This window comes from Thermus islandicus DSM 21543 (assembly GCF_000421625.1).
GTDB classification, from domain to species: domain Bacteria; phylum Deinococcota; class Deinococci; order Deinococcales; family Thermaceae; genus Thermus; species Thermus islandicus.
Map to the genome: position 1 here is coordinate 110,514 of NZ_ATXJ01000001.1, position 21,018 is coordinate 131,531.

General features: G+C 69.6%; 23 protein-coding genes. 12 read left to right on the forward strand and 11 right to left on the reverse strand.

The features are described from left to right. Positions 1-12 precede the first annotated feature (12 nt). Positions 13-387: a holo-ACP synthase gene (acpS, locus tag H531_RS0100545; RefSeq protein WP_022797420.1), complete on the forward strand. Its 375-nt coding sequence runs from the start codon at positions 13-15 to the stop codon at positions 385-387. Here acpS and H531_RS0100550 read toward each other — a convergent pair. Beyond that, positions 365-724: a DUF4870 domain-containing protein gene (locus H531_RS0100550; protein WP_022797421.1), complete on the reverse strand. Its 360-nt coding sequence runs from the start codon at positions 722-724 to the stop codon at positions 365-367. The genes acpS and H531_RS0100550 overlap by 23 nt on opposite strands. A gap of 74 nt (positions 725-798) precedes the next feature. Between H531_RS0100550 and H531_RS0100555 the strand changes: the two genes are divergently transcribed. Continuing rightward, complete coding sequence (locus tag H531_RS0100555; RefSeq protein ID WP_022797422.1) at positions 799-3,033, forward strand: endonuclease MutS2; 2,235 nt, start codon at positions 799-801, stop codon at positions 3,031-3,033. Here the strand turns inward: H531_RS0100555 and H531_RS0100560 are convergent. Further along, on the reverse strand, positions 3,030-3,467 hold the full coding sequence (locus tag H531_RS0100560; RefSeq protein ID WP_022797423.1) for a hypothetical protein: 438 nt from the start codon (positions 3,465-3,467) through the stop codon (positions 3,030-3,032). The genes H531_RS0100555 and H531_RS0100560 overlap by 4 nt on opposite strands. 21 nt (positions 3,468-3,488) lie before the next feature. Continuing rightward, on the reverse strand, positions 3,489-3,926 hold the full coding sequence (locus tag H531_RS0100565) for an acyl-CoA thioesterase (protein ID WP_028490563.1): 438 nt from the start codon (positions 3,924-3,926) through the stop codon (positions 3,489-3,491). A 78-nt stretch (positions 3,927-4,004) separates the two neighbouring features. Here H531_RS0100565 and H531_RS0100570 point away from each other — a divergent pair, with 78 nt between their 5' ends. Next, positions 4,005-5,702 (forward strand): M3 family oligoendopeptidase, encoded by a 1,698-nt coding sequence (locus tag H531_RS0100570; RefSeq protein ID WP_022797425.1) that lies wholly within the window; start codon positions 4,005-4,007, stop codon positions 5,700-5,702. Here H531_RS0100570 and ubiE read toward each other — a convergent pair. Then, on the reverse strand, positions 5,699-6,403 hold the full coding sequence (gene ubiE, locus H531_RS0100575; RefSeq protein ID WP_022797426.1) for a bifunctional demethylmenaquinone methyltransferase/2-methoxy-6-polyprenyl-1,4-benzoquinol methylase UbiE: 705 nt from the start codon (positions 6,401-6,403) through the stop codon (positions 5,699-5,701). The genes H531_RS0100570 and ubiE overlap by 4 nt on opposite strands. A gap of 94 nt (positions 6,404-6,497) precedes the next feature. On the opposite strand from ubiE, the gene H531_RS0100580 reads away from it, so the two are divergent. After that, a complete protein-coding gene (locus H531_RS0100580; protein ID WP_022797427.1) occupies positions 6,498-8,306 on the forward strand; it encodes an ABC transporter permease in 1,809 nt (602 codons plus the stop codon). Positions 8,307-8,310: 4 nt separating this feature from the next. Then, positions 8,311-9,222 (forward strand): ABC transporter permease, encoded by a 912-nt coding sequence (locus H531_RS0100585; protein WP_022797428.1) that lies wholly within the window; start codon positions 8,311-8,313, stop codon positions 9,220-9,222. Here H531_RS0100585 and H531_RS0100590 read toward each other — a convergent pair. From H531_RS0100590 to H531_RS0100610, 5 genes are read right to left on the reverse strand one after another with little or no spacing between them, the layout of a single operon-like run. Continuing rightward, a complete protein-coding gene (locus tag H531_RS0100590; RefSeq protein ID WP_022797429.1) occupies positions 9,210-9,470 on the reverse strand; it encodes a hypothetical protein in 261 nt (86 codons plus the stop codon). The two genes, H531_RS0100585 and H531_RS0100590, sit on opposite strands and share 13 nt — an antisense overlap. Next, entirely contained in the window at positions 9,467-10,003 is a 537-nt protein-coding gene (locus H531_RS0100595; RefSeq protein WP_022797430.1) for a flavin reductase family protein, read from the reverse strand. Before H531_RS0100595 ends, H531_RS0100590 begins: the two co-directional genes overlap by 4 nt. Further along, a complete protein-coding gene (locus tag H531_RS0100600; protein ID WP_022797431.1) occupies positions 10,000-10,767 on the reverse strand; it encodes a PSP1 domain-containing protein in 768 nt (255 codons plus the stop codon). The genes H531_RS0100595 and H531_RS0100600 overlap by 4 nt, the downstream gene beginning before the upstream one ends. Continuing rightward, positions 10,764-11,570 carry a DNA polymerase III delta subunit-related protein gene (locus H531_RS0100605; protein WP_022797432.1) on the reverse strand — a complete coding sequence of 269 codons (807 nt, stop codon included), beginning with the start codon at positions 11,568-11,570 and terminating at the stop codon, positions 10,764-10,766. The genes H531_RS0100600 and H531_RS0100605 overlap by 4 nt, the downstream gene beginning before the upstream one ends. Then, entirely contained in the window at positions 11,537-12,259 is a 723-nt protein-coding gene (locus H531_RS0100610; RefSeq protein WP_022797433.1) for a metallophosphoesterase family protein, read from the reverse strand. Before H531_RS0100610 ends, H531_RS0100605 begins: the two co-directional genes overlap by 34 nt. A gap of 23 nt (positions 12,260-12,282) precedes the next feature. On the opposite strand from H531_RS0100610, the gene H531_RS0100615 reads away from it, so the two are divergent. Both H531_RS0100615 and H531_RS0100620 read left to right on the forward strand, forming a co-directional pair. Continuing rightward, positions 12,283-12,906, forward strand: coding sequence for a hypothetical protein (locus H531_RS0100615; protein ID WP_022797434.1), 624 nt, complete (start codon positions 12,283-12,285; stop codon positions 12,904-12,906). An 11-nt stretch (positions 12,907-12,917) separates the two neighbouring features. Next, positions 12,918-13,118, forward strand: a complete 201-nt coding sequence (locus H531_RS0100620; protein ID WP_028490566.1) for a hypothetical protein — start codon at positions 12,918-12,920, stop codon at positions 13,116-13,118. Here the strand turns inward: H531_RS0100620 and H531_RS0100625 are convergent. Together H531_RS0100625 and H531_RS0100630 are read right to left on the reverse strand one after the other, a co-directional pair. Further along, positions 13,115-13,516, reverse strand: a complete 402-nt coding sequence (locus H531_RS0100625) for a hypothetical protein (protein WP_028490567.1) — start codon at positions 13,514-13,516, stop codon at positions 13,115-13,117. The genes H531_RS0100620 and H531_RS0100625 overlap by 4 nt on opposite strands. Before the next feature lie 42 nt (positions 13,517-13,558). Further along, positions 13,559-14,548 (reverse strand): tetratricopeptide repeat protein, encoded by a 990-nt coding sequence (locus tag H531_RS0100630; RefSeq protein ID WP_028490568.1) that lies wholly within the window; start codon positions 14,546-14,548, stop codon positions 13,559-13,561. Here H531_RS0100630 and H531_RS0100635 point away from each other — a divergent pair. From H531_RS0100635 to H531_RS0100655, 5 genes are all read left to right on the forward strand, one after another. Further along, positions 14,505-15,728: an MFS transporter gene (locus H531_RS0100635; RefSeq protein ID WP_022797436.1), complete on the forward strand. Its 1,224-nt coding sequence runs from the start codon at positions 14,505-14,507 to the stop codon at positions 15,726-15,728. The two genes, H531_RS0100630 and H531_RS0100635, sit on opposite strands and share 44 nt — an antisense overlap. Before the next feature lie 18 nt (positions 15,729-15,746). Continuing rightward, positions 15,747-17,753 carry a threonine--tRNA ligase gene (thrS, locus tag H531_RS0100640; RefSeq protein ID WP_022797437.1) on the forward strand — a complete coding sequence of 669 codons (2,007 nt, stop codon included), beginning with the start codon at positions 15,747-15,749 and terminating at the stop codon, positions 17,751-17,753. Beyond that, positions 17,753-18,532 (forward strand): PaaX family transcriptional regulator C-terminal domain-containing protein, encoded by a 780-nt coding sequence (locus H531_RS0100645; RefSeq protein ID WP_022797438.1) that lies wholly within the window; start codon positions 17,753-17,755, stop codon positions 18,530-18,532. Before thrS ends, H531_RS0100645 begins: the two co-directional genes overlap by 1 nt. A gap of 10 nt (positions 18,533-18,542) precedes the next feature. After that, a complete protein-coding gene (locus H531_RS0100650; RefSeq protein WP_022797439.1) occupies positions 18,543-19,727 on the forward strand; it encodes an ABC transporter substrate-binding protein in 1,185 nt (394 codons plus the stop codon). Between the two features lie 88 nt (positions 19,728-19,815). After that, entirely contained in the window at positions 19,816-21,012 is a 1,197-nt protein-coding gene (locus H531_RS0100655; protein ID WP_022797440.1) for an ABC transporter substrate-binding protein, read from the forward strand. Positions 21,013-21,018 lie beyond the last annotated feature (6 nt).

Sequence of the window (21,018 nt, forward strand, 5' to 3'; positions counted from 1 at the left end):
TACCATGGGCCCATGATCGTGGCCCTGGGCGCTGACCTGGTGGAGATCGCCCGCGTGGAGAGGCTTTTCGCCCGCCACGGGGAAAGGGCCTTAAGGCGGCTTTTCCACGAGGAGGAGGCGGCCTACGCCCTCGCCCGCCAAAACCCCTTCCCGAGCCTCGCCGCCCGCCTCGCCGCCAAGGAGGCCTTCCAGAAGTGCTGGCCGGAAGGCCTCGCCTGGCGGGATGTCTGGGTGGGGATGGAAGGGAAAAAGCCCGTCCTCCGCTTCGCCCCTTCCCTGGGGAGACGCCTGGAAGAGGCGGGCCTCCTCGCCCACCTCACCCTAAGCCACGAGCGGGCCTACGCCCTCGCCGTGGTGGTCTTGGTCAAGGGACGAGGCGAAGGATAAGGGCGTAGCGGTACCCCTCTCCCCGACCGGCGGCGAGGGCCCCCATCACCATGTTGTAGAGGGCGAGGCCCAAGAGGAAAACCCCGAGGGGGAGGACCAGGACCAGCCCCACCACGGTCAGGGCCAGAAGGAGGAGGAAAAGCCCGTAGAGGGTGTAGCTGATCTGTCCGTTCAGGGATTCCTTGGCGTGGGCCTGGACGAAGGGGCTCCTCGGCCCCCAGAGGAGGATGGCGAGGGGAAGGAGGATCTGGCCGATGAGGACGAAGTACCCCACCAGGGGGGCGAGGTGGGCCACCGCGGCCCAGGTGCGGTCCCTGTCGGTCTGAGGAGCATCCATGGCGGAGAGCCTACCCCAGGTGGGCCGCCTTCTGCAAGGGGCACCCCTTTGGGGTTGTGGTAGCCTTGTTCTTTGTGCGGGATGTCCTCGAGGTCCTGGAGTTCCCGAGGGTGCGAGCCCTTCTCGCGGAGCGGGCCAAGACCCCCTTGGGGCGGGAGCTTGCCCTGAGCCTCTCCCCCCTCTCCCGCGAGGAGGCGGAAAGGCGCCACCAGCTCACCCAGGAGGCCTTAAGCTACCCCTACGCCCTCCCCGAGGCCGGGGCCCTGAGGGAGGCCTACCAGAGGGCAGTCCAGGGGGCGAGGCTTTCGGGCCCTGAGCTCCTAAAGGCGGCCCAGGTCCTGGAGGAGGCCATGGGCCTCAAGGCGGAGCTCCTTCCCCTCGGGAACGCCCTGAGCCAGGTGGCGGAGGGCATCGCCGACCACGAGGCCTTCCTCGCCCGGGTGAGGAAGGCCCTGGACGAGGAGGGGGCGGTGAAGGACGAGGCCAGCCCCCGCCTCCTGCAGATCCGCCGGGAGCTCAACCCCCTGCGCCAGGAGATCCTGAACCGCCTCTACGCCCTTATGGACCGGCACCGGGAGGCTGTCCAGGACCGCTTCGTCACCCTAAGGCGGGAACGCTACTGCATCCCCGTACGGGTCGGGATGGCCCAGAGGATCCCCGGAATCCTCCTGGACGAGTCCGAGTCCGGGGCCACCCTCTTCGTGGAGCCCCTCTCCGTGATCAAGCTCAACAACCGCCTCTACGCCCTGCGGCTGGAGGAGGAGGAGGAGGTGAACCGCATTCTGCGGGAGCTCTCCGAGCGCCTGGCCCAGGACCCGGGGGTGCCGGGGACGCTGGGGGCTTTGGGCCTTCTGGACCTCGTCCAGGCCCAGGCGGCCCTGAGCAGGGACCTCGGGCTCTCCCGGCCCCGGTTCGGGGAGCGCTACGAGCTCGGGGAGGCCTTCCATCCCCTCATAGAAAACCCGGTGAGGAACAGCTTCGCCCTGGACGAGGAGCGCCGCCTCCTCCTCATCTCCGGGCCCAACATGGGGGGGAAGACCGCCCTCCTCAAGGCCCTGGGCCTCGCCGTCCTCATGGCCCAGTCCGGCCTCTTCGTGGCGGCCAGGCGGGCCACCCTGGCCTGGCCCGACCGGGTGTATGCCGACATCGGGGACGAGCAGTCGCTGCAGGAGAGCCTATCCACCTTCGCCGGGCACCTCCGGCGCCTGAAGGAGATGCTGGAGGGGGCCACGCAGGGGAGCCTCGTCCTCATTGACGAGCTGGGGAGCGGCACCGACCCCGAGGAGGGGGCGGCCCTCTCCCAGGCCATCCTCGAGGCCCTCCTGGAGCGGGGGGTCAAGGGGATGGTCACCACCCACCTCTCCCCCCTGAAGGCCTTCGCCCAGGGGAGGGAGGGGATTCTGAACGCCTCCATGCGCTTTGACCTCGAGGCCTTGCGCCCCACCTACGAGCTCGTCCTGGGGGTGCCGGGCCGGAGCTACGCCCTTTCCATCGCCAGGAGGCTCGCCCTGCCCGAAGGGGTCCTCAAGCGGGCCGAGGCCCTCCTCCCCGAGGGGGGGAGGCTCGAGGCCCTCCTGGAGGAGCTGGAAAGGGAAAGGCTTCGCCTGGAGGAGGAGAGGCGGCGCCTGGAGGAGGCGCTCAGGGAGGCCGAGGCCCTGAGGCAACGGCTGGAGGCCCGGGAAAGGGGGTTTGAGGAGGAAAGGAAGAGGCGCCTGGAGGCCCTGGAGGAGGAGGTGCGGGCCGAACTGCGCAGGGTGGAGGCCGAGCTCAAGGCCCTCAAGGAGAAGGCCCGGACCGAGGGCAAGCGGGACGCGCTCCGGGAGCTCATGGCCCTCAAGGAGCGGTACGCCAGGAAGGCCCCGCCCCCACCCCCCCCGGACCTGGCCCCGGGGCAGGCGGTGGAAATCCCCTCTCTGGGCAAACGGGGCCGGGTGCTGGAGCTAAAGGGGGAGGAGGCCTTGGTCCAGGTGGGCCCGGTGAAGATGCGCTTCAAGGCCAAGGAGCTTCGGCCCCTCCTCGAGGCGGAATCCCCCAAACCTCTCCTCGCCAAACCCCGCCGGGAGGTGAGGGAGGTGGACCTCCGGGGCCTCACGGTGGAGGAGGCCCTCCTGGAGGTGAATAGCGCCCTGGAAGAGGCCCGCGCCCTGGGGCTTCCCACCCTCCGCCTCCTTCACGGAAAGGGCACGGGGGCCCTGCGCCAGGCCATCCGGGAGGCCCTGCGCAAGGACAAGCGGGTGGAAAGCCTCGCCGACGCGCCGCCCCACGAGGGGGGACACGGGGTCACGGTGGTGTTCCTCAAGGACTCCTAGCGAAACAGGGTGAGAACCCCAAGAACCACCGCAATCGCCGTGAAGTAGAGCATGGCCTTGTTGAAGGCCGTGTTGATCTCGCCCTTCACCTCCTGGCGAAGCCCAGAGATCTCGGCCTTCACCTCCTGCCTTAGGCCATTGAACTTTTCCTCCATCTCCTGCCGAAGGCCGGCGATCTCACCCTTCACCTCCTGCCGGAGGCCGTTAAACCCCTCCTCCATCCCCTGCCGAAGGCCAGAGATCTCCCCCTTCACCTCCTGCCGGAGGCCGTTGAACCTCTCCTCCATCCCTTGGCGGAGCCCGGAGATCTCGGCCTTCACCTCCTGGCGGAGAAGGTCTATCCTCGCCTCCAGAGCGGACACCCGGTCGGGGAGGACGGCCATCACGCCCTCCACGATGCCCTCCAGCTTGTAGAGGCGTTCCTCTAGGGTCATCTGGCTTTCAGGATAGCAGAATCAGGGCCCTCCCGAACCGCCCTCGTGGGACCCCTCAGAAAGGGGCCTGCCTTCCACCTCGGCGATGCGCGCCCGCACCGCCTGGGGGAGAGGGGCGGGCCTTCCCCCCTCCAGCCACACCAACACGGCAAGCCCCCGGGCCGCAGGAACCCCGTTCGCCAGGATGAGGTGCTCCATGCGCAGGCTGGAGCGCCCCATGCCCAAGGCCCGCACCCCTACCAGGACCTCGTCCTCCAGCAGAATGGGCTTCAGATAGTCCACCTCCACCCGGGCCACCACGAAGTGGCCCTCTTCCAGCCAGTCCGGAGAGATCCGCTGGAAGTAGCGGATGCGAGCGAGCTCCATGTAGGAGAGGTGGACCGCGTTGTTCACGTGCCCCAGGGGGTCCAGGTCCCGGAAGCGGACGTCCACGCGCACCCTGACGGGAAACGCCTCCAGCATAGGCCCCCAGTTTACCCTTCCCGAGCCCTCCCGGGTTCGGGGGGATCTGACCCGCGGGTCAGGTATAGTGGGGGCATGACTGAGACCACCTGGGACCTAACCCCTCTCTTCCCCGGCCTGGAAAGCCCCGAGTTCCAGAGGGCCTGGGAGGGCCTCAAGGGGAGGATCGGGAGGCTAAAGGAGCTTCTGGAAAAGCAGGCTCTCCTCCTGGAGGTCCTCGAGGCCCTGGACGCGCTTTTGGAGGAGGCCACCCCCCTCCAGGCCTACCTCTACGCCCGCTACAGCGCCGACACCCGAGACGAGGCCGCCCTGGCCAAGCTCTCCGAGCTGGAGGTCCTCCTCTTGGACTTTAGGCGCCTCACCCCCCGCCTCACCCGGTACCTGGCCCTGCAGGACCCCGAGGAGGCCGGCCCTTACCGCCTTCTGGTGGAAGAGGCCAAGGAGGAGGCCCTCCACCTGATGCCCGAAGGCGAGGAAGTTCTGGCGGCGGAGCTCAGCCTTTCGGGCCGGCAGGCCTGGAACAAGCTCCACGAGAGCCTCACGAGCCAGATCACCGCTCTCCTAGACGGGGAGGAGATGCCCATCACCAAGGTGCGGAACCTCTACTTCCACCCCGAGGAAGCCGTGCGGAGGAGGGCCTATGAGGCGGAGCTCAAGGCCTGGGAGGCCCACGAGGTGCCCCTGGCCTTCGCCCTAAACGGGGTGAAGGGAGAGGCCTCGGTCCTGAACCGGAGGAGGGGCTATAGGGACGACCTCGAGCCCACCCTCCTCAAGAACCGCATCCCCAGGAAGGTCCTCGCCGCCATGCAGGAGGCGGTGCGGGAAAGCCTCCCCCTCTTTTGGCGCTACTTCCTCCTTAAGGCCAAGGCCCTGGGGAAAGAGCGCTTGGACTGGTGGGACCTCTTCGCCCCCATCGGCCGGGGGAGGCGGTGGACCTTGGAGGAGGCGAGGAGCTTTCTGGTGGAAAAGCTCGCCCCCTTCCTCCCCAGGGCGGCCGAGGTGGCGGAAAGGGCCTTTCGTGAGCGCTGGATGGACCTCCTCCCCCGCCAGGGCAAGGTGGGCGGGGCCTACTGCATGCCGCAGGGCCAGGGGAAAAGCCTCATCCTCGCCAACTACGAGGAGAGCTTTGAGTCCGTCTCCACCCTGGCCCACGAGCTGGGCCACGCCTACCACAACCTGGCCCTGGCCCGGGTCCCCGCGAGCCTCCGCGATGTCCCCATGACCCTGGCGGAAACCGCCAGCATCATGAACGAGACCCTGGTGGTGGAGGCGGCCCTAAAGGAAGCCTCCCCTGAGGAGGGCCTCCTCATCCTGGACGCTTACCTGCAGGGGGCGGCCCAAGTGGTGGTGGACATCCATAGCCGCTTCCTCTTTGAGTCCTGGGTGTTTGCAAGGCGGAAGGCACGGGAACTTTCCCCGAGGGAGTTCAGGGAGCTCATGGTGCGGGCCCAGGACGAGGCCTACGGGGAGGCGCTCGCCACCCGCCACCCCTACATGTGGGCGGTGAAGGGCCACTACTACGGGGCCGACTTCTACAACTACCCCTACACCTTTGGCCTCCTCTTCGGGCTTGCCGTCTACCAGGAGGCCAAGGAGGACCCCGCCTTCGCCGAAGGCTACGAGGCCCTCCTCGCCGAGTCCGGCATGCACCGGGCCAAGGAGCTCGCCCTGCGCTTCGGCTTTGACCTGGAAAGCCCCGCCTTCTGGCGAAAGGCCCTGAAGGTGCTGGAGGAAAAGGTGGAGGAGCTTACGCGCCGCCTACCGGCCCCCTAGGGCTTGTCCCCCACGTGGACGGCCGCCACCCCGAAGGTGAGGAGCTCGTAGCGCACGGAAAACCCCGCCTCCTCCATCATGGCCTTCAGGGCCTCAGGCCTGGGAAAGGCCTCCACGCTTTCGGGCAGGTAGCGGTAGGCCCCGAAGTTTCCCGAGATCAGGCCCCCGAGGAAGGGGAGGACCCTCTGGAAGTAGACCCGGTAGACCAGGCCGAAGGCGCCTCCGGGAGGCGGGGGGAACTCCAGGATCACGAGCCTCCCCCCGGGGGAAAGGACCCGGAAAAGCTCGGCGAGGGCCTTCCTGTAGTCGGCGAAGTTGCGGAAGCCAAAGGCGACGGTGACCGCGTCAAAGGCCCCCTCGGGGAAGGGTAGGGCCAGGGCGTCCGCCTCGAGGAAGGTCACAGGAAGCCCAAGGTCCCGGGCTTTCCTGCGGGCGATCTCCAGCATGGGCGGGGCGAAGTCCGCCCCCACCACCTCCGCTTCCCCCGCCCGGGCCTTGAGGAGGAGGGCCAGGTCCCCCGTGCCCGTGGCCAGGTCCAGGATACGCCTCGGGGCCTTCTCCAGGGCGAGCTCCACCGCCCGCCTCCGCCAGCGGAGGTCCGCCCCGAAGGAGAGGAGGCGGTTGAGGAGATCGTACCGAGGGGCGATCTCGGAGAACATCCGGCGCACCCGCCTCGCCTTTTCCTCGGGGGAAGCCGCCACGAGGGGAAGTCTAAGGGGGTCGCCTTGGGTTTGGCAACGGCGAAGGCCAGGGCCTCGAGGGGGGGCCCCTTTGGCCTAGGGTACAATCGGGGGCGTGCGGGCGGACTCTAGGCGCCTGGGACTTCTCGTTCTCCTCGGCGGGGGCCTCACCCTCCTCCTTTGGTACCTGGCCCCCTGGGCGGTACCCCATCGGCTCTTCGGCGGGGAGGGGGTGCTCCTCAACCCCTTCGGCCACCACCTGCCCACAGGGGGCCTTCCCCACGGCTACCGGGACGCGTGGCTCTTCCCGTGCTTCTCCCTCGCCCTGGCCTGGCTCCTCCTCAGCCTGGGCCTGCCCTGGCGGGCCGGGCCCAGGGGGCTCTACCTGGCGGGGGCCCTGGGCCTGGGGCTCTTCCTCCTCACCTACCTCCTCTTCCAAAGGAGCGTGGCCGAGGTCAACTGGGGGGCGGAACGGCCCCTCCTCCGCCGCTACAGCCTGGGCCTCGGAAGCTACGCCACCTTGGGCTACAGCCTCTACCTCCTCCTCCTCGCCCGGGTCTATTCCCCAGGGGGGCTCGCCTTCCTGGTGCGCAGGCGGGAGGTGGTGGTGCCCCTCTTTTCCCTCCTCCTCGCTTCCCTTCTAGGGGGGGCCATGGTGGCGGTCCTCAAGGAGAGCCCCGGCACGGCAGGGAGCCTGCGGGAGGCCCTCATGCTCAAGCTGGACCTGGTCACCTACGCCTACCAGCTCCTCTACAGCCCCCTGGTGAACCCTTCCGGCTTTCTGCAAAGCCTCCTCCTCGCCACGCCCCTGATCTTCACCGGGCTTTCCGTGGCCTTGGGCTTCCGGGGCGGCCTCTTCAACATCGGCGCTCCGGGCCAGCTCATCCTGGGGGCCATCGCCGCCATGCTGGTGGGGGTCTACCTCCCGGGCCCCCGGGCCCTCGTCCTGCCCCTCGCCGTGCTCGCCGCCGCCCTGGCCGGGGGGCTTTGGGGAGCGCTGGTGGGCTGGCTCAAGGCCCGCTTCGGGGCCCACGAGGTCATCAACACCATCATGTTCAACTACATCGCCGCAAGCCTCTTCCTCTTCCTCATCTCCGCCAACGAGTACAAGTTCCTCGGCCACACCCTCTACCTCCCCTTCAAGTACCCCGGCTACGAGGCCCGGAGCTACGAGGTCCGCCCCGAGGCCAGGATCCCCCTCTGGACCGACCTCCTGGCCCCCGGGGGGGAGCTCTCCTTCGCCCTGCCCCTGGCCCTCCTCCTCGGCCTTTTGGGCTACCTCCTGGTGCGGAGGAGCCTGGGGCACCGGGTCCTGGCCGCCTTTCTCCTGGGGACGGCGGGGTACGCGGTGGGGGGGCTTCTCCCCGGCATCCCCGTGAGCTTCGGCCCCGACCTCACCTCGGTGCGCCTCAACGGGGCCTTCCTCCTCGCGGTCTTGGCCCTCTTCTTCTTCCACCTCTACGTCTTCCGCACCGTGGGGGGGTACGAGCTCAGGGCCATGGGCCTCGCCCCCAAGGCGGCGGAGTACGGGGGGGTGCCTCCCGGAAAGAAGGCCGTCCTCATCCTCTTCCTCTCCGGGGCCTTGGCCGGGCTCGCCGCCACCCACTACGTCCTGGGGGGCGGGATTGACGAGTACCGCCTGAAACAATCCCTTCCCTATTCCGTGGGCTTTGACGGGATCGCCGTGGCCCTCATGGGGCAGAACACCCCCCTCGGGGTGGGCCTCGCCGCCTGGCTCTTCGGCATTCTCCTCACCGGGGGGCTCCAGGTGAACCTGCAGCTCGGCATCAGCCGGGAGCTGGTGGCGGTCCTCCAGGCCCTCGTGGTCCTCTTCATCGCCGCAGGGGGCTTCCTGCCCCGCTACTTCACCGATCCCCTGAGGGCCGCAGAGGTGGAGCTCAGGGAAGAGGCGGCGAGGGGGTGAGGGGATGAACCTGGACGCGGCCTTTCTCACCGCCCTCCTCCTCTCCACCCTGCGCCAGACCACCCCCCTTCTCCTCACCGCCTTAGGGGGAATGTTTTCCGAAAGGAGCGGGGTGACCAACATCGCCCTCGAGGGCATCCTCCTCTTCGGCGCCCTCACGGCCGCGGTGGTGGTGGAGCGCCTCGAGGCCGCCCTCGGCCCCGGGCCCCACCCCTGGCTCCCCTGGGTAGGGGTGCTCGCCGCCATGGGGGTGGGGGGGCTTGTGGCCTTCGTGCACGCCCTGGTTTCCATCCGATACCGGGCGGACCAGATCATCAGCGCCACCGCCCTCAACCTTCTGGCCCTGGGGGCCCCCAGCCTCGTCCTCACCTACTTCTACGGGAACGCCACCAGCTCCAAGGAGGTGGCGAACCGCCTCCCCCTCCTCCTCGGCCTCTCCCCCCTCGTCTACCTGGCCTTCCTCCTGGTGCCCGTGGCCTGGTGGGTCCTCTTCAAGACCCCCTTCGGCCTCCGCCTCCGGGCCGTGGGGGAGCACCCCGAGGCCGCGGACACCCTGGGGGTGAACGTCCACCGCATGCGCTATGTGGGGGTCGTCCTCTCTGGCGTCCTCGCGGGCCTCGCCGGGGCCTACCTCTCCATCGGCTTCCTGAACCAGTTCGTGCGGGGAATGTCGGCGGGGATGGGCTTCATCGCCTTGGCGGCCATGATCTTCGGCAACTGGCACCCCCTGGGGATCCTCCTCTCCACCCTCCTCTTTGGCTTCGCCTCGGCCCTAGCCATCCAGCTCCAGGGCACGGAGATCCTGCCCGCCGTTTTGGTCCAGGCCTTCCCCTACGTGGTCACGGTGCTGGTCCTGGCGGGGTTCATCGGCAGGAGCCGTCCCCCAGGGGCGGTGGGCAAGCCCTACGAGAAGTGAAGCCTCCTTAGGCGCCCGAGGCGGAAGAAGAGCCGGAGGCGGCTTCCGTCCCGGAAGGCGAGCTCCACCCCGCCCCCAAAGAGGGCGAAGCCCATAAGCCCTTCCGCCCCCTCCCCCTGGGCGAAGCGGGCATGGCCGTCTTGCCGCAGGTAGAGGAAGCCCTCCTCCAGCCACACCTGGGCCTCGGTCCCCTGGCGGTTCAGGGCCAGGCGGCGCACCCTCCGGGCCCAGACCTCGGCCTCGCTCACGGCGTGAAGGCCTCCTCGGCGGGGCGGCCGTAGAGGCCCTTGCCGTAGTAGAGGAGGGAAAGGCCGGGCAAGGGCCTCCCCTTTTCGTCCAGAAAGCCCTCCTCCTCCCACACCGCCACCACCCGCCCCACGAAGAGGTCGTGGTCCCCGAAGGGCCGCACCTCCACGAGCTCCAGCTCGTAGGCGGCGTAGGCCCCCTCCAGGATGGGCACCCCAAAGTGGCCCAGGAAGTGGGGGGCCCGGCCCTTGTCCACCTCCCGGCCCGAATGGCTTCCCAGCCAGTGGACCAGGGCCCCTTGGGCGTGGGGGTGAAAGCTCGCCGAGAAGCGCCGGGCCTTTAGCAGTAGCCCGTGGGTGAAGCGCTTGGGACTGATGGAGACCCCGAAGAGGGGCGGGTCGGCGGAAAGCCCCGTGTTCCACACGGCGGGGCAGAAGTTCACCCTCTCCCCCGCCCGCACCTCCACCACGGCGGGGACGCCGGGGTAGTAGTGGTAGAAGGCGGGGAGGGGGCCTTGGGGCAGGTAGCTCCTCACACGAGCTCCTCCTTGGGAACCTCCAGGCTCTTCCCGTCCTCCAAAAGCACCTCCACCGTGCCCTTCAGGGGGTTGAGCTTCTGCACCTTGCCGCAGAGGCCCGCCTTGGTGCAGACGCGGGCGTTTTTGCGGGGAAGGTCCTTGAGAAGCTCCTGGTAGACGGGGTGCTCGTAGGCCAGGCAGCAGAGGAGCCTCCCGCAGGGGCCCGAGATCTTCTCGGGGGAGAGGGGGAGCTGCTGGTCCCGGGCGAGCTTGATGGAGACCTGGGCGAACCCCTGGAGCCAGGTGGAGCAGCACGACTCCATGCCGCAGGCCCCCAAGGCGCCCAGGTAGCGGGCCTCCTCCCGGGGGCCCTCGGCCACGAACTCCACCCGCACCCGGTAGCGCTCCTGGAGCTCCCGGGTGAAGCGCCTGAGGTTGACCCGCTCTTCTGCGGCGTAGTGCACGGCGAGGTGGCGGCCGTCCAGGGTGAAGTCGCACCCCAAGACCTTGGCCGCCACCCCCTCCTCCTTGAGGCGGGCCTTCAGGTAGAAGAGGGCCTCCTCCCCCCTGGCCCGAAGCTGCGCCGCCCGGTCCAGGTCCTCCTTGGTGGCCAGGCGCACCACCTCCCCCGCCTCCCGCTCCCGCCTCGGGGGGGTGCGCACCCGGCCCACCTCGAGGCCCCGGCTGGTGCGCACCACCACGTAGGCGTCCAGGGGCGGGGGCTCCCCCTGGAAGCGGAAGTAGCGGAGAAGGGGGGTGCGGAAGCGGACGCCCACAGTCATAGCTCTAAGTCTAAGGCCAGGCGGGCCAAGACCAGGTCGGGGCTCACGTAGGCCTCCAGGGCCTCCCGCGCCCTATCCAAGGCCAGGAGGGCCCGGGGGCGGTCCCGGAGGAGGGCGCGGAGGAGGTAAAACCCCTCCTCCTCGGCCAAAAGCTCCTCCAAAAGGCCAAGGCGCTCTAAGGGGGGGCTTTCCAGAAGCCGCCTCGCCCGCTCCAGCCTCTCGGGGAAGGCGGGGTCGGCCAGGGCCCGGAAGAGGCGACCCGGGGCCCCGGCGGCGTAGGCCAGGAGGTGGGGGTCCTGGGTGAAGCGCCTTAGCCTCTCCTCGGGCACGGGGCCAAAGGGCACCTCCAGGGCCCGGCTCGCCAGGGTGGGGAGGAGGGTCTTTCGGCTTGGGGCGATGAGGACGATGCGCCCGTAGGAGGGGGGCTCCTCCAGGAGCTTGAGGAGCGCGTTGGCCGCGGCCTCGGTGAGGAGGTGAGCCGAGTCCAGAAGGGCCACCTTCACCCGCTCCCGGGGGTGGGTTTGGAACCAGGCGAAGAGGGGCTCCACCTCCTCCAGGCGCACCTCCTTCTCCCCGCGCAGGCCCCGCTCCTTTGGACCCACCTCCAGGAGGTCGGGGTGGGCCTCCAGGGAGGGCGGGGGGAAACCCCGGTTCAGGCCCTGGGCGTACCAGCGGGCCACGAGGCGCCTTCCCACCCCCTCAGGGCCGGAGAAGAGGAGGGTGGCGGCCCCAAGCCTCGGCAGGAGCTCCAGCACCCCCTCGTGGCCGACTATTCCCCCAGGGTGAGCCGGGTGTAGAGCCATAGGGGAAACCCCTCCTCGGCGAGGCGGTGGCCCACGTCCTCCAAGGGGTAGGCCACCCGGAAGAACTCCAGCCGCTCCCCCTCCCAAAGGAGGAAGGCGGCCCCCGGAACCCCGTCCCGGGGCTGGCCCACGGAGCCCGGGTTCACCAGGGCCCGCACCCCCGGGGGAAGGAGGAGCTCCCCCCCTTGGGGAAAGGCCTGGTAGCGCACCCAAGGGCGGGGGCCAGGAAGCTCCAAAAAGGCCCCCGCCAGGTGGGTGTGCCCGTGGAGGGCGAGGCGGGCCCCGGTGCAGCCGAAGGCCTCCCGGGCCAGGGCGAGGTCGTCCAGGTACTCCAGGGGATCGCAGGGGCTCCCGTGCACGAGGAGCGTCCCCTCCACCTCCCTCTGCCAGGGCCAGGAGGCCAGGAAGTCCAGGTGGCGGGGGGAGAGCCTCTCCCGCTGCCAGGCCAGGATCTCCATCACCGCCCCCTTCACGGGGAGGCGGTCCAGGGCCAAAAGCCAGGCGTCGTGGTTGCCCAAGACGCACTCCGCCCCCACCTCCAAAAGCCAGTCCAGGACCCGGTCCCCGTCCGGGTAGTAGCCCACCGCGTCCCCCAGGAAGAGCACCCGGTCAAAGGCCGGGGCCCCTTGGAGCACGGCCTCGAGGGCGGGCCAGTTCCCGTGGATGTCGGAGAGGACCAGGTAGCGCACGGGGTTTAGGATAGCATGAGCCCATGGCCTCTCTGCTTCTAGAACGCCTCTCCCAAGACCTCGAGGTCCTCTCGGAGCACGTGCGGGCCTGCCTGGACGAGTTCGGCACCCTCCTCTGCTACCTGGAGGGGGGAAGGGGAGGGCGCACCACCCTCCTCCACGCCCCCTACACCGAGGCCATCCCCGTCCTGAAGGCCCTAAATGGCCTGGCCTTCCGGGGGCGCCTCCTCCTCGCCCTGGACCCCTCCCCCCTCTGCCCCACCCGGGAAGGCCTTCCCCTCAGCGGCCCCACCCGCACCCCCCTGGCCCGCCTCCTCGAGGTCCACCGGCCCCACCGCCTCCTCCTCGCCTTTCCCGGCCAGGGCCTGGGGATCCGCTTCCCGGGGGGTAAGGAGACCGAGGGGGGCTGGCGCCCCCTGGAGGCGGAGGGCGAGCCCCTGGTCCTCCACGTCCAGGCCCCCACGGGCCTCACCTACCCGGAGGTGCGGGCCTACGAGGCCTGGGAGAGCCCGCCCCTGCCCCTCCCCCTGCCCCAGGGGGAAGGCCCCTACCTGGGGGCCGTGGGCTTCGCCCTGGGGGTTCCCACCTATGGGGTTGGGCTGGTAAACTTGGGGCCAGACCTGGAGGCGGTCCTCGGCCTCGGGTAAGGGAGGGAAGTATGGTCTATATCGCGCTCTTCGCCCTGGGGGCGGCCCTGGTGACCCTGCTCTTCTACCTCATCCTCAACCCCCGCGTCCTCACCACCGAGGGGGAGACCTTTGACCTGCGCTTCATCCTCTTCATGCTGATCCTGATCGTCCTCGCCGCGGGCACCGTGGCCTTCATGCTGCTCCTGGGCCGCATGCACCACCTGCTCTAGTCCCCCAAGCTCTGGAGGTAGGCCAGGTCCTCCTCCAGGGCGGACCGGGTGGCCTCGAGGACCGGCAGGAAGGCCTCGGGGAACTCCGTTTTCAGGTGGGCCACGCAGCGGAGAAGCCCCTCCACCAGCTCCCGCTCCTGCTCCCGCCGCCTCCTGCCCCCCCGGAGGGCGCTTCGCGCCAGGTGGTGGAGCCTCCCCACCAGGCAGGCCCGAGGCTCGCCCCCCACCCCCTGGCAGGGGAGGCCTTCGGCCCCAAAGCAGCGGGCGTAGGCCTCCTCGTAGAGGGGGCCGAGCTCCGGATGGCCAAGGAGGGCAGGCCCCAAGGGGCCTGCGTGGGCCGCGGCCAGGCGCAGATAACGGGCATGGCGAGCCCAGCGAACCCGGGCCTCCTCCCCCATGCCCTGAGCTTACACCCCAGGGGCGGGACAAATGACCCCAGTTTAGGGTTCCTGCTGGGGGTGGCCTGAGAGCCGAAAAGGGCGCCTCAGGCCGGCCTGGGCGATGGAGCGGGCCTCCTCCGGGGCCCAGGAGAGGGCCAGCACCCCCCGGTAGGCCCTCAAGGCCCGCTCCCTCTCCCCGGCCAGGTCCAAAAGCTGCCCGAAGCGGGCGAGGACGTAGCCCGGTAGGTACTCGGGGTGCTGGAAATCCCCCCGCACCACCTCCTCCATGAGGCTCAAGGCCTCCCGCCACTCCCCCGCCGCCAGGTACACCTGGGCCGCGAGGTACAGGGCCTCGGGGCTCCCGAGGGCAAAAAGCCCCTCCAGGAGCTTTCCCCAGTCGTCCTCCTCCCTGAGCTGCCAGGCCCGGTCTAAAAGGGCCCTCTCCCTTTCTGCCTCTCCTGGCTCGTGGGCCTTGGGTAGGGCCTCAGGAAAGGCCTCGGCCAAAAAGGGGTAATCCAGGAGGTCCGCCACCACCGCCCCTTCCTTCCCCCGTAGGGCCTCCGCCACCCGCGCCATGCGCCTTTTGCGGAAGCCCGTGGCCGGGCCCTCCCCGAAGGCCTGGGCGAAGCCCCCGTAAACCTCCCTAAGCCGGCCCAGGAAGGCCTCTGAGGCCAGGGCCTCTGGGGTGAGAGGCTCCTTCAGGAGGGCGAGGAGGGCCTCGTCAAAGGCGGCCATCCGCTCCAGGTGGAGCCTCCCCCCGGGAAACTGGCCCAGGGCCTCCCGGAAGGCCTCGGCCTCGGCCTTAAGGTGGGCCTCCTCGTCCAGGGCCACCACAGGGATGCCCCTCTCCTCCGCCCAGGGCAGGAGGTGGAAGAGGAGGGGGTCCTCCTCCCGCCAGCGCCCCTCTTTCAGCCCCTCCTCCGAGTGGGAGGCCAGGTAGAGGACGGGGGGCTTGGCCCTTTCCAGGATGGAAAGGACCGTGGCGGCGTTGTAGCGTGGGTGCAGGATGTGGAAGGCCCCGAGGGAGGGCAGGAGCACCATCCTCACCATCTTAGACCTGCGGGAGCGGAACTACCGCCTGGCCGTGGTGAACGGCTGGCTGGTGTGGCTAGGGGACGCCTTTCTCAACCCCAACATCGTCCTCTCGGGTTTCGCCGCCAAGCTTGGGGCCCCCGGGGCCTTCATCGGCCTCCTCCCCGCCCTCCTCCAGGCGGGGGGGATGGTGCCCCAGGCCTTCCTCGCCCCCTGGGTGGCGAGGCTTCCCCGGAAGATCGTGCTCTACCGGAAGGTGGCCGCCCTGAGGCTTTCCGGGGTCCTCCTCATGGCCCTCTCCGCCCTCCTCTTTGGGCAAAACCCCTCCCTCCTTCTCCTGGGCTTCCTCCTGGGCCTTCTCCTGAACGCCCTCTTCACCGGGGTCTCTAGCCTCCCCTTCTGGGAGGTGGTGGCCAAGACCACGCCCCCAGGGAGGCGGGCCGCCCTCTTCTCCGCCCGGAACCTGGTGGGGGGGCTTCTCGCCTTCCTGGCGGGGTTTGGGGTGCGGGAGGTGCTTGCCCTTCCCCTCCCCTTCCCCCTGCCCTACGCCCTCCTCTTCGCCCTGGGGGCCTTGGCCTACGGCGCAGGCTGGTACCTCTTCGGCCTCACCGACGAGCCTGAGGAAGCCCCTAAGGAGGCGAGGCTGGACCTTAAAGCCCCCCTCCTTCGCCCCGCCTTCCGCCGCTACCTGGGGGTGCGCCTTCTCCTCGCCCTCGCGGGCCTCGCCGAGCCCTTCTACGCCGCCTACGCCGTGCGGGTCCTGGGGCAGGGGAAGGAGCTCGGCCTTTACCTCGCCCTCTACGCCCTGGCCTTCACCCTCTCCAACCTCCTCTGGGCCCGGATGGCGGCCAGGGGGTCCAGGGGGGTGCTCCAGGTGGGGGCGGGCCTTGCCCTCCTCGCGCCCCTCCTCGCCCTTTCCCTCTCCCCCGGCCTCTTCGGCCTGGTCTTCCTCCTCCAGGGGGCCTACCTGGCCGCCTTGGGCCTCGCCACCACCACCTACCTCCTGAACCTGGCCCCACCCGGGGAAAGGAGCGCCGCCATCGGCCTCGCCAACACCCTGGCGGGCCTTTTCGCCTTCTCCCCGGTCCTCGGGGGGTACCTGGCGGACCGCCTGGGCTTCGCCGCCCTTTTCCTCTTGGCCGCCCTCCTCTACGCCCTAGCCCTCCTCCTGGGGAGGAGGCTCCCGGAGGAGGGCTAAGGCACTATAGTGAAGGGCATGACCGTGTACCTGCCGGATGGGAAGGCCCTGGACCTGCCCGAGGGGGCCACGGCCAAGGACGTGGCCCGGGCCCTAGGGCCCGCCTGGGAGCGGGAGGCGGTGGGGGCCATTGTGAATGGGGAGCTCTACGACCTCCTGAAGCCCCTCCCGGAGGGGGCGAAGGTGCGCCTCCTCACGGAGAAGGACCCCGAGTACCAACACCTCTTCCGCCACACCCTGGCCCACGTCCTGGCCCAGGCGGTGAAGGAGCACTTCCGGGAAAAGGGCTACGACCCGGAACGCGTCAAGCTGGGGGTGGGGCCGGTGGTGGAGAAGGGCTTTTACTACGACATAGACGCCCCCGAGCCCCTCTCGGAGGAGGACCTTCCCGCCCTAGAGGAGAGGATGCGCAGGATCCTCAAGCGGGACCTCCCCTTGAGGCGCTTCGTCCTCTCGCGGGAGGAGGCCTTAGCCCGCTACCGGGGGAAGGACCCCTACAAGACGGAGCTCATAGAGGAGATCCCCGAGGGGGAGGAGATCAGCTTCTACCAGCAGGGGGAGGGGGAGGAGGGCTTCACCGACCTCTGCCGGGGGCCCCACGTCCCCTCCACGGGCAGGATCCCCCCCCACTTCCGGCTCACCCACGTGGCCGGGGCCTACTTTAGGGGGGACGAAAGGCGCCCCATGCTGCAAAGGGTCTACGGGGTGGCCTTCCGCACCGCCGAGGAGCTTAAGGAGTACCTCTGGCAGCTGGAGGAGGCCAAAAGGCGGGACCACAGGCGGCTTGGGCGGGAGCTGGAGCTCTTCCTCCTTGACCCCATGGTGGGGAAGGGCCTGGTGCTTTGGCTTCCCCGGGGGAACGCCATCCGGGAGGAGCTCATGGCCTTCATGCGGGAGGAGCAGGTCAGGCGGGGCTACCAGCTCGTCACCACCCCCCACATCGGGAGCCTGGAGCTCTACAAGACCTCGGGCCACTACCCCTACTACGCGGAAAGCCAGTTCCCCCCCATGCGGCTAGAGGAACGGGGCGAGGGCGCCCCGCCGGAAGGCGAACGGGTTCTGGAGGAGTACCTCCTCAAGCCCATGAACTGCCCCCACCACATAAGGATCTACGCCTACCGCAAGCGCTCCTACCGGGAGCTTCCCCTAAGGCTTGCCGAGTTCGGCACGGTCTACCGCTACGAGAAGCCGGGGGAGCTTCTGGGCCTCACCCGGGTAAGGGGCTTCACCCAGGACGACGCCCACCTCTTCTGCACCCCCGAGCAGGTGAAGGGGGAATTTCTGGGCGTCTTGGACCTGGTGCTGAAGGTCTTCGCCACCCTGGGCCTCAAGGAGTACCGGGCCCGGATCGGCACCCGCGACCCCAAGAGCGGCAAGTACGTGGGGGAGGAGGCCAAGTGGGCCCTGGCCGAGCGGCAGATTGAGGAGGCCGCGGCCGAGGCCGGGCTTCAGTACACGGTGGAGCCGGGGGACGCCGCCTTCTACGGGCCCAAGCTGGACTTCGTGGTGAAGGACGCCCTGGGGAGGGAGTGGCAGCTCGGCACCATCCAGGTGGACTACAACCTGCCCGAGCGCTTCGGCCTAAGCTACGTGGGGAAGGACGGGGAGGAGCACCGCCCGGTGATGCTCCACCGGGCTCCCTTCGGCTCTTTGGAGCGCTTCATCGGCATCCTCATTGAGCACTTCGCCGGGGACTTCCCCCTTTGGCTTGCCCCGGAGCAGGTTTTGGTGGTGCCGGTCTCGGAGAAGCAGGAGGACTACGCCCTCCTGGTGGCGGGAAGGCTGAAGGAGGCGGGCCTGAGGGCCGAGGCCGACCTCCGCCCCGAAAGGATGCAGGCCAGGATTCGGGACGCCGAGCTGAGGAAGGTGCCCTACGTCCTGGTGGTGGGGGAGAAGGAGAAGGCCGAGGGGACGGTGAGCGTGCGCCGGCGCCACCGGGGGAACCTGGGAGCCATGCCCCTCGCCGCCTTCCTGGAAGGGGTCCTCCGGGAGTACCGGGAAAGAAGGCTGGAATCGGTTTTCTGATGCGGGCTCGCTCCACCCTCTTCACCCTCTTTTTGGAGTACGTTTACCCGGAGAGGCAGACTCCCGCGCGGGCCCTGGTGGCCATGATGGAGGCCCTGGGGTTTTCGGAGATGGCGGTGCGGGCGGCGCTTTCCCGGAGCGCCAAGCGGGGCTGGGTGGTGGCCTCCAGGGAGGGCCGGACCGCCCGGTACGCCCTCTCCGACCGGGTCTATTGGCAGGTGGGCCAGGTGCGGCGCCGCCTCTACGGGCCCCTTCCCCCCTGGGACGGCTCCTTTCTCCTGGTATTGCCGGAGGAGCCGAGGGCGCGGGGGGAGAGGGAGCGCTTCCGCCGGGAGATGGCCCTTCTGGGCTACGGGAGCCTGCAAAGCGGGGTCTACCTGGGGGTGAGCGCCGAGCCCAAGGCCACCCGGGAGCTCCTCGCCTTCTACGGCCTAAAGGCCACCTTCTTCCGGGGCGCGCCCCTGGGGCAGGAAGGGGCGTGGCTTGGGGCCTTTCCCCTGGAGCGGGCGGAGGCCCACTACCGGGTCTTGGACCTGGAGGGCCCCCTCCCCCAGGACCCCCTCGAGGCCTTCCGCACCCTCACCCGCCTGGTCCACGAGATGCGCAAGATCCTCTTCCTGGACCCCCTCCTGCCCCCCGAGCTCCTGCCCCCGGGGTTTTCCGGGCTTCCCTTGAGGCGGCGCTTCCTCGAGGTGCGGGAGGCGCTTAAGGGGCGGGCCCTCCCCTTCCTTAAGGCCCTGGGCCTTCCCCTTAAGGCCCTCTCACCCGAGGCCCGGTAAGCTTAGGGGGATGCGGCGCTTTGGTTTCCTGCTTTTCCTCTCCCTCGCCCAGGCCCAGGTGGTCCTCCCCTTCTGGCACACGGCGGGCCCCCCGGGGGACCGGGTGCTTTTGGAGGCGGTCCAGAGCTTCAACGAGAGCCAGAAGGCCTACCGCATAGAGCCCCGCTACGTGGGGGACTACCGCGAGGCGGGGGTGAAGCTCCTCTCCGCCCTGCGCTCCGGGGGGGCCCCGGCCCTCTTCCACGGGGAGCTCTCCTTCCTGGCCCGGCTCGCCCAGGAAGGGGTGGCCCTCCCCTTGGACCCCTACCTGCAGGGCCTCCCCAAGGACCTCTACCCGAGGGCCCTCGAGGCGGGGGGGGTAAAGGGGAAGACCTATGGCCTTCCCTTAGGGCTTTCCGTGCCCGCCCTCTACTACAACAAGGACGCCTTCCGGGCCAAGGGGCTCAAGGCCCCCAGGACCTGGAAGGAGGTGGAGGAAGCGGCGGCAAGGCTCTCGGGCCGCACCACCAAGGGGCTTGTGATCTCCACGGACATCTGGAGCTTCAACGCCATCGTCATGAGCCTGGGGGGAAGCCTGGTCCGGGGAAACCTGCCCAACTTCACCTCTAAGGAGGCGGTGGAGGCCCTGGAGATGCTCTACCGCCTGGTGCAGAAGGGGTACGCCCAGGCCCGGAACCTGGCCGAGGCCCCCTTCGCCGTGGCCGACTTCCTGAGGACCAAGGCCTTCATGGGCCTGGCCCCCACCACCGCCCTCCCCGTGGTCCTGGCCCAGACCTCCCTCCCCTTCGGGGTGGGCCTGGCCCCCCTGCCCAGGGAACAGGAGGGGGCGGTGCCCCTCTCGGGGGCGGTCCTCACCGTGCTCAAGGGGGCAGGCCCCGAGGGGGCCCGGGGGGCGGTGGCCTTCTGGCTCCACTTCCTGGAGCCCAAGCGCCAGGCGGCGTGGGTGCGCACCACCTGGTACCTCCCCTTGCGCAGGGAGGCGGAAAGGGAGCTTTCCGACTTCCTCAAGGACCCGGAGAGGGCCCAGGTCTTCGCCCAGGCCGAGGTGGCCCGCCCCTGGAGCCAAGACCCGGAGATGGTGGTCTGGTACGGCTTCCTGGAGGAGGCCCTGGAGCGAAGCCTCAAGCAGGGGGTGCGGCCCCGGGAGGCCCTCGAGGAGGCCCAAAGGAAGGCCCTGGCGGTGGAAGGGCGCTAGGAAGGGCTTACGGCCCTGGGGGATTCCTAAAGGCCTTGGGTTAGGCCTGGCCAGGACCCCCAACCGGAAAGGTGGTAGAATCCGCCCCATGGGAAAGCTCTGGCCCCTGGCCTTCCTCCTCCTCCCCGCCCTGGCCCAGACCGAAATCCCCTTCTGGCACGCCATGGACGGCCCGGCGGGGAGGCTCCTTGCCCAGTTCGCCCAGGAGTTCAACGCCCGCCAGGCCCGGTACCGCGTCCTCCCCCAGTACGCCGGGGACTACCGGGAGGCCGAGACCAAGCTGGTGGCCGCCCTGCGCGCGGGCACGGGCCCCGTGCTCTTCCAGGCGGAGCTCTCCTTCCTCCCCCGGCTCGTGGGGGAGGGGAGGGCCCTAGCCCTAGACCCCTACCTGGGCCTGGACCGGGGGTTCGTGGAGGACCTCTTTGAGCCCGCCTGGAACTACGGGGTGGTGGAGGGGAGGCGGTATGGCCTTCCCTTCAACACCTCCACCCCGGTCCTCTTCTACAACCTGGACGCCTTCCGGGCCAAGGGGCTCAAGGCCCCCAGGACCTGGAAGGAGTTTGAGGAGACCGCCAGGGCCCTCACCTCCCGCCAGGCCAAGGGGTTCATCTTCGTTACCGACCCCCAGGCCTGGCTCTTTGAGGCCATGGTGACCAGCCGCGGGGGGAGCCTGGTCAAGGAGGGGGGGCCCAACTTCACCGCCAAGGAGGCCCTCGAGGCCCTGGGGATGCTCCACCGCCTGAACCGGGCGGGGGCCCTCTCGGTGCGAAGCCTGGCCGAGGCCACCTTCGCCCAGCTGGACTTCGTGCGCACCAAGGGGATGATGGTCATGGCCTCCATCGCCAACTGGCCCGCGGCCGAGAACTTCTCCTTCGCCTTCGCCCTGGGGGTGGCCCCCGTGCCCCGGGAGGAGGGGGGGAAGGTGCCCATGGGCGGGGCCCAGCTTGTGGTCCTGAAGGGCGCCTCCGAGGCCCAGGCCCGGGGGGCGGTGGAGTTCTGGAAGTACCTCATGGAACCCGCCAACGTGGCCCGGTGGGTGCAGGCCAGCTACTACGTGCCGGTGCGGAAGTCGGCCCTCCCCCTCCTGGAGGGCTTCTACCGGGAGAACCCCTTCCGCAAGGTGGCCTTTGAACAGGTGGCCTACGCCCAGGAGCGCCCCCGCCTCCCCCAGTTCTCCGCCTGGGCGGGCGTGCTGGCCGAGGCCTTGGAGAAGAGCCTCAAGGGGGGCGTGCCGCCCGAGAGGGCCCTGGAGGAGGCCCAGCGGAAGGCGGAGGCCCTGCGCTAACCTAAG

Coding starts and splice junctions, on each gene's coding strand:
- acpS (WP_022797420.1), top strand. CDS start 13: ATGATCGTGGCCCTGGGCGCTGACCTGGTGGAGATCGCCCGCGTGGAG.
- H531_RS0100550 (WP_022797421.1), bottom strand. CDS start 724: ATGGATGCTCCTCAGACCGACAGGGACCGCACCTGGGCCGCGGTGGCC.
- H531_RS0100560 (WP_022797423.1), bottom strand. CDS start 3,467: ATGACCCTAGAGGAACGCCTCTACAAGCTGGAGGGCATCGTGGAGGGC.
- H531_RS0100570 (WP_022797425.1), top strand. CDS start 4,005: ATGACTGAGACCACCTGGGACCTAACCCCTCTCTTCCCCGGCCTGGAA.
- H531_RS0100585 (WP_022797428.1), top strand. CDS start 8,311: ATGAACCTGGACGCGGCCTTTCTCACCGCCCTCCTCCTCTCCACCCTG.
- H531_RS0100600 (WP_022797431.1), bottom strand. CDS start 10,767: ATGACTGTGGGCGTCCGCTTCCGCACCCCCCTTCTCCGCTACTTCCGC.
- H531_RS0100605 (WP_022797432.1), bottom strand. CDS start 11,570: ATGGCTCTACACCCGGCTCACCCTGGGGGAATAGTCGGCCACGAGGGG.
- H531_RS0100615 (WP_022797434.1), top strand. CDS start 12,283: ATGGCCTCTCTGCTTCTAGAACGCCTCTCCCAAGACCTCGAGGTCCTC.
- H531_RS0100620 (WP_028490566.1), top strand. CDS start 12,918: ATGGTCTATATCGCGCTCTTCGCCCTGGGGGCGGCCCTGGTGACCCTG.
- H531_RS0100625 (WP_028490567.1), bottom strand. CDS start 13,516: ATGGGGGAGGAGGCCCGGGTTCGCTGGGCTCGCCATGCCCGTTATCTG.
- H531_RS0100635 (WP_022797436.1), top strand. CDS start 14,505: ATGTGGAAGGCCCCGAGGGAGGGCAGGAGCACCATCCTCACCATCTTA.
- H531_RS0100630 (WP_028490568.1), bottom strand. CDS start 14,548: ATGGTGAGGATGGTGCTCCTGCCCTCCCTCGGGGCCTTCCACATCCTG.
- thrS (WP_022797437.1), top strand. CDS start 15,747: ATGACCGTGTACCTGCCGGATGGGAAGGCCCTGGACCTGCCCGAGGGG.
- H531_RS0100645 (WP_022797438.1), top strand. CDS start 17,753: ATGCGGGCTCGCTCCACCCTCTTCACCCTCTTTTTGGAGTACGTTTAC.
- H531_RS0100650 (WP_022797439.1), top strand. CDS start 18,543: ATGCGGCGCTTTGGTTTCCTGCTTTTCCTCTCCCTCGCCCAGGCCCAG.
- H531_RS0100655 (WP_022797440.1), top strand. CDS start 19,816: ATGGGAAAGCTCTGGCCCCTGGCCTTCCTCCTCCTCCCCGCCCTGGCC.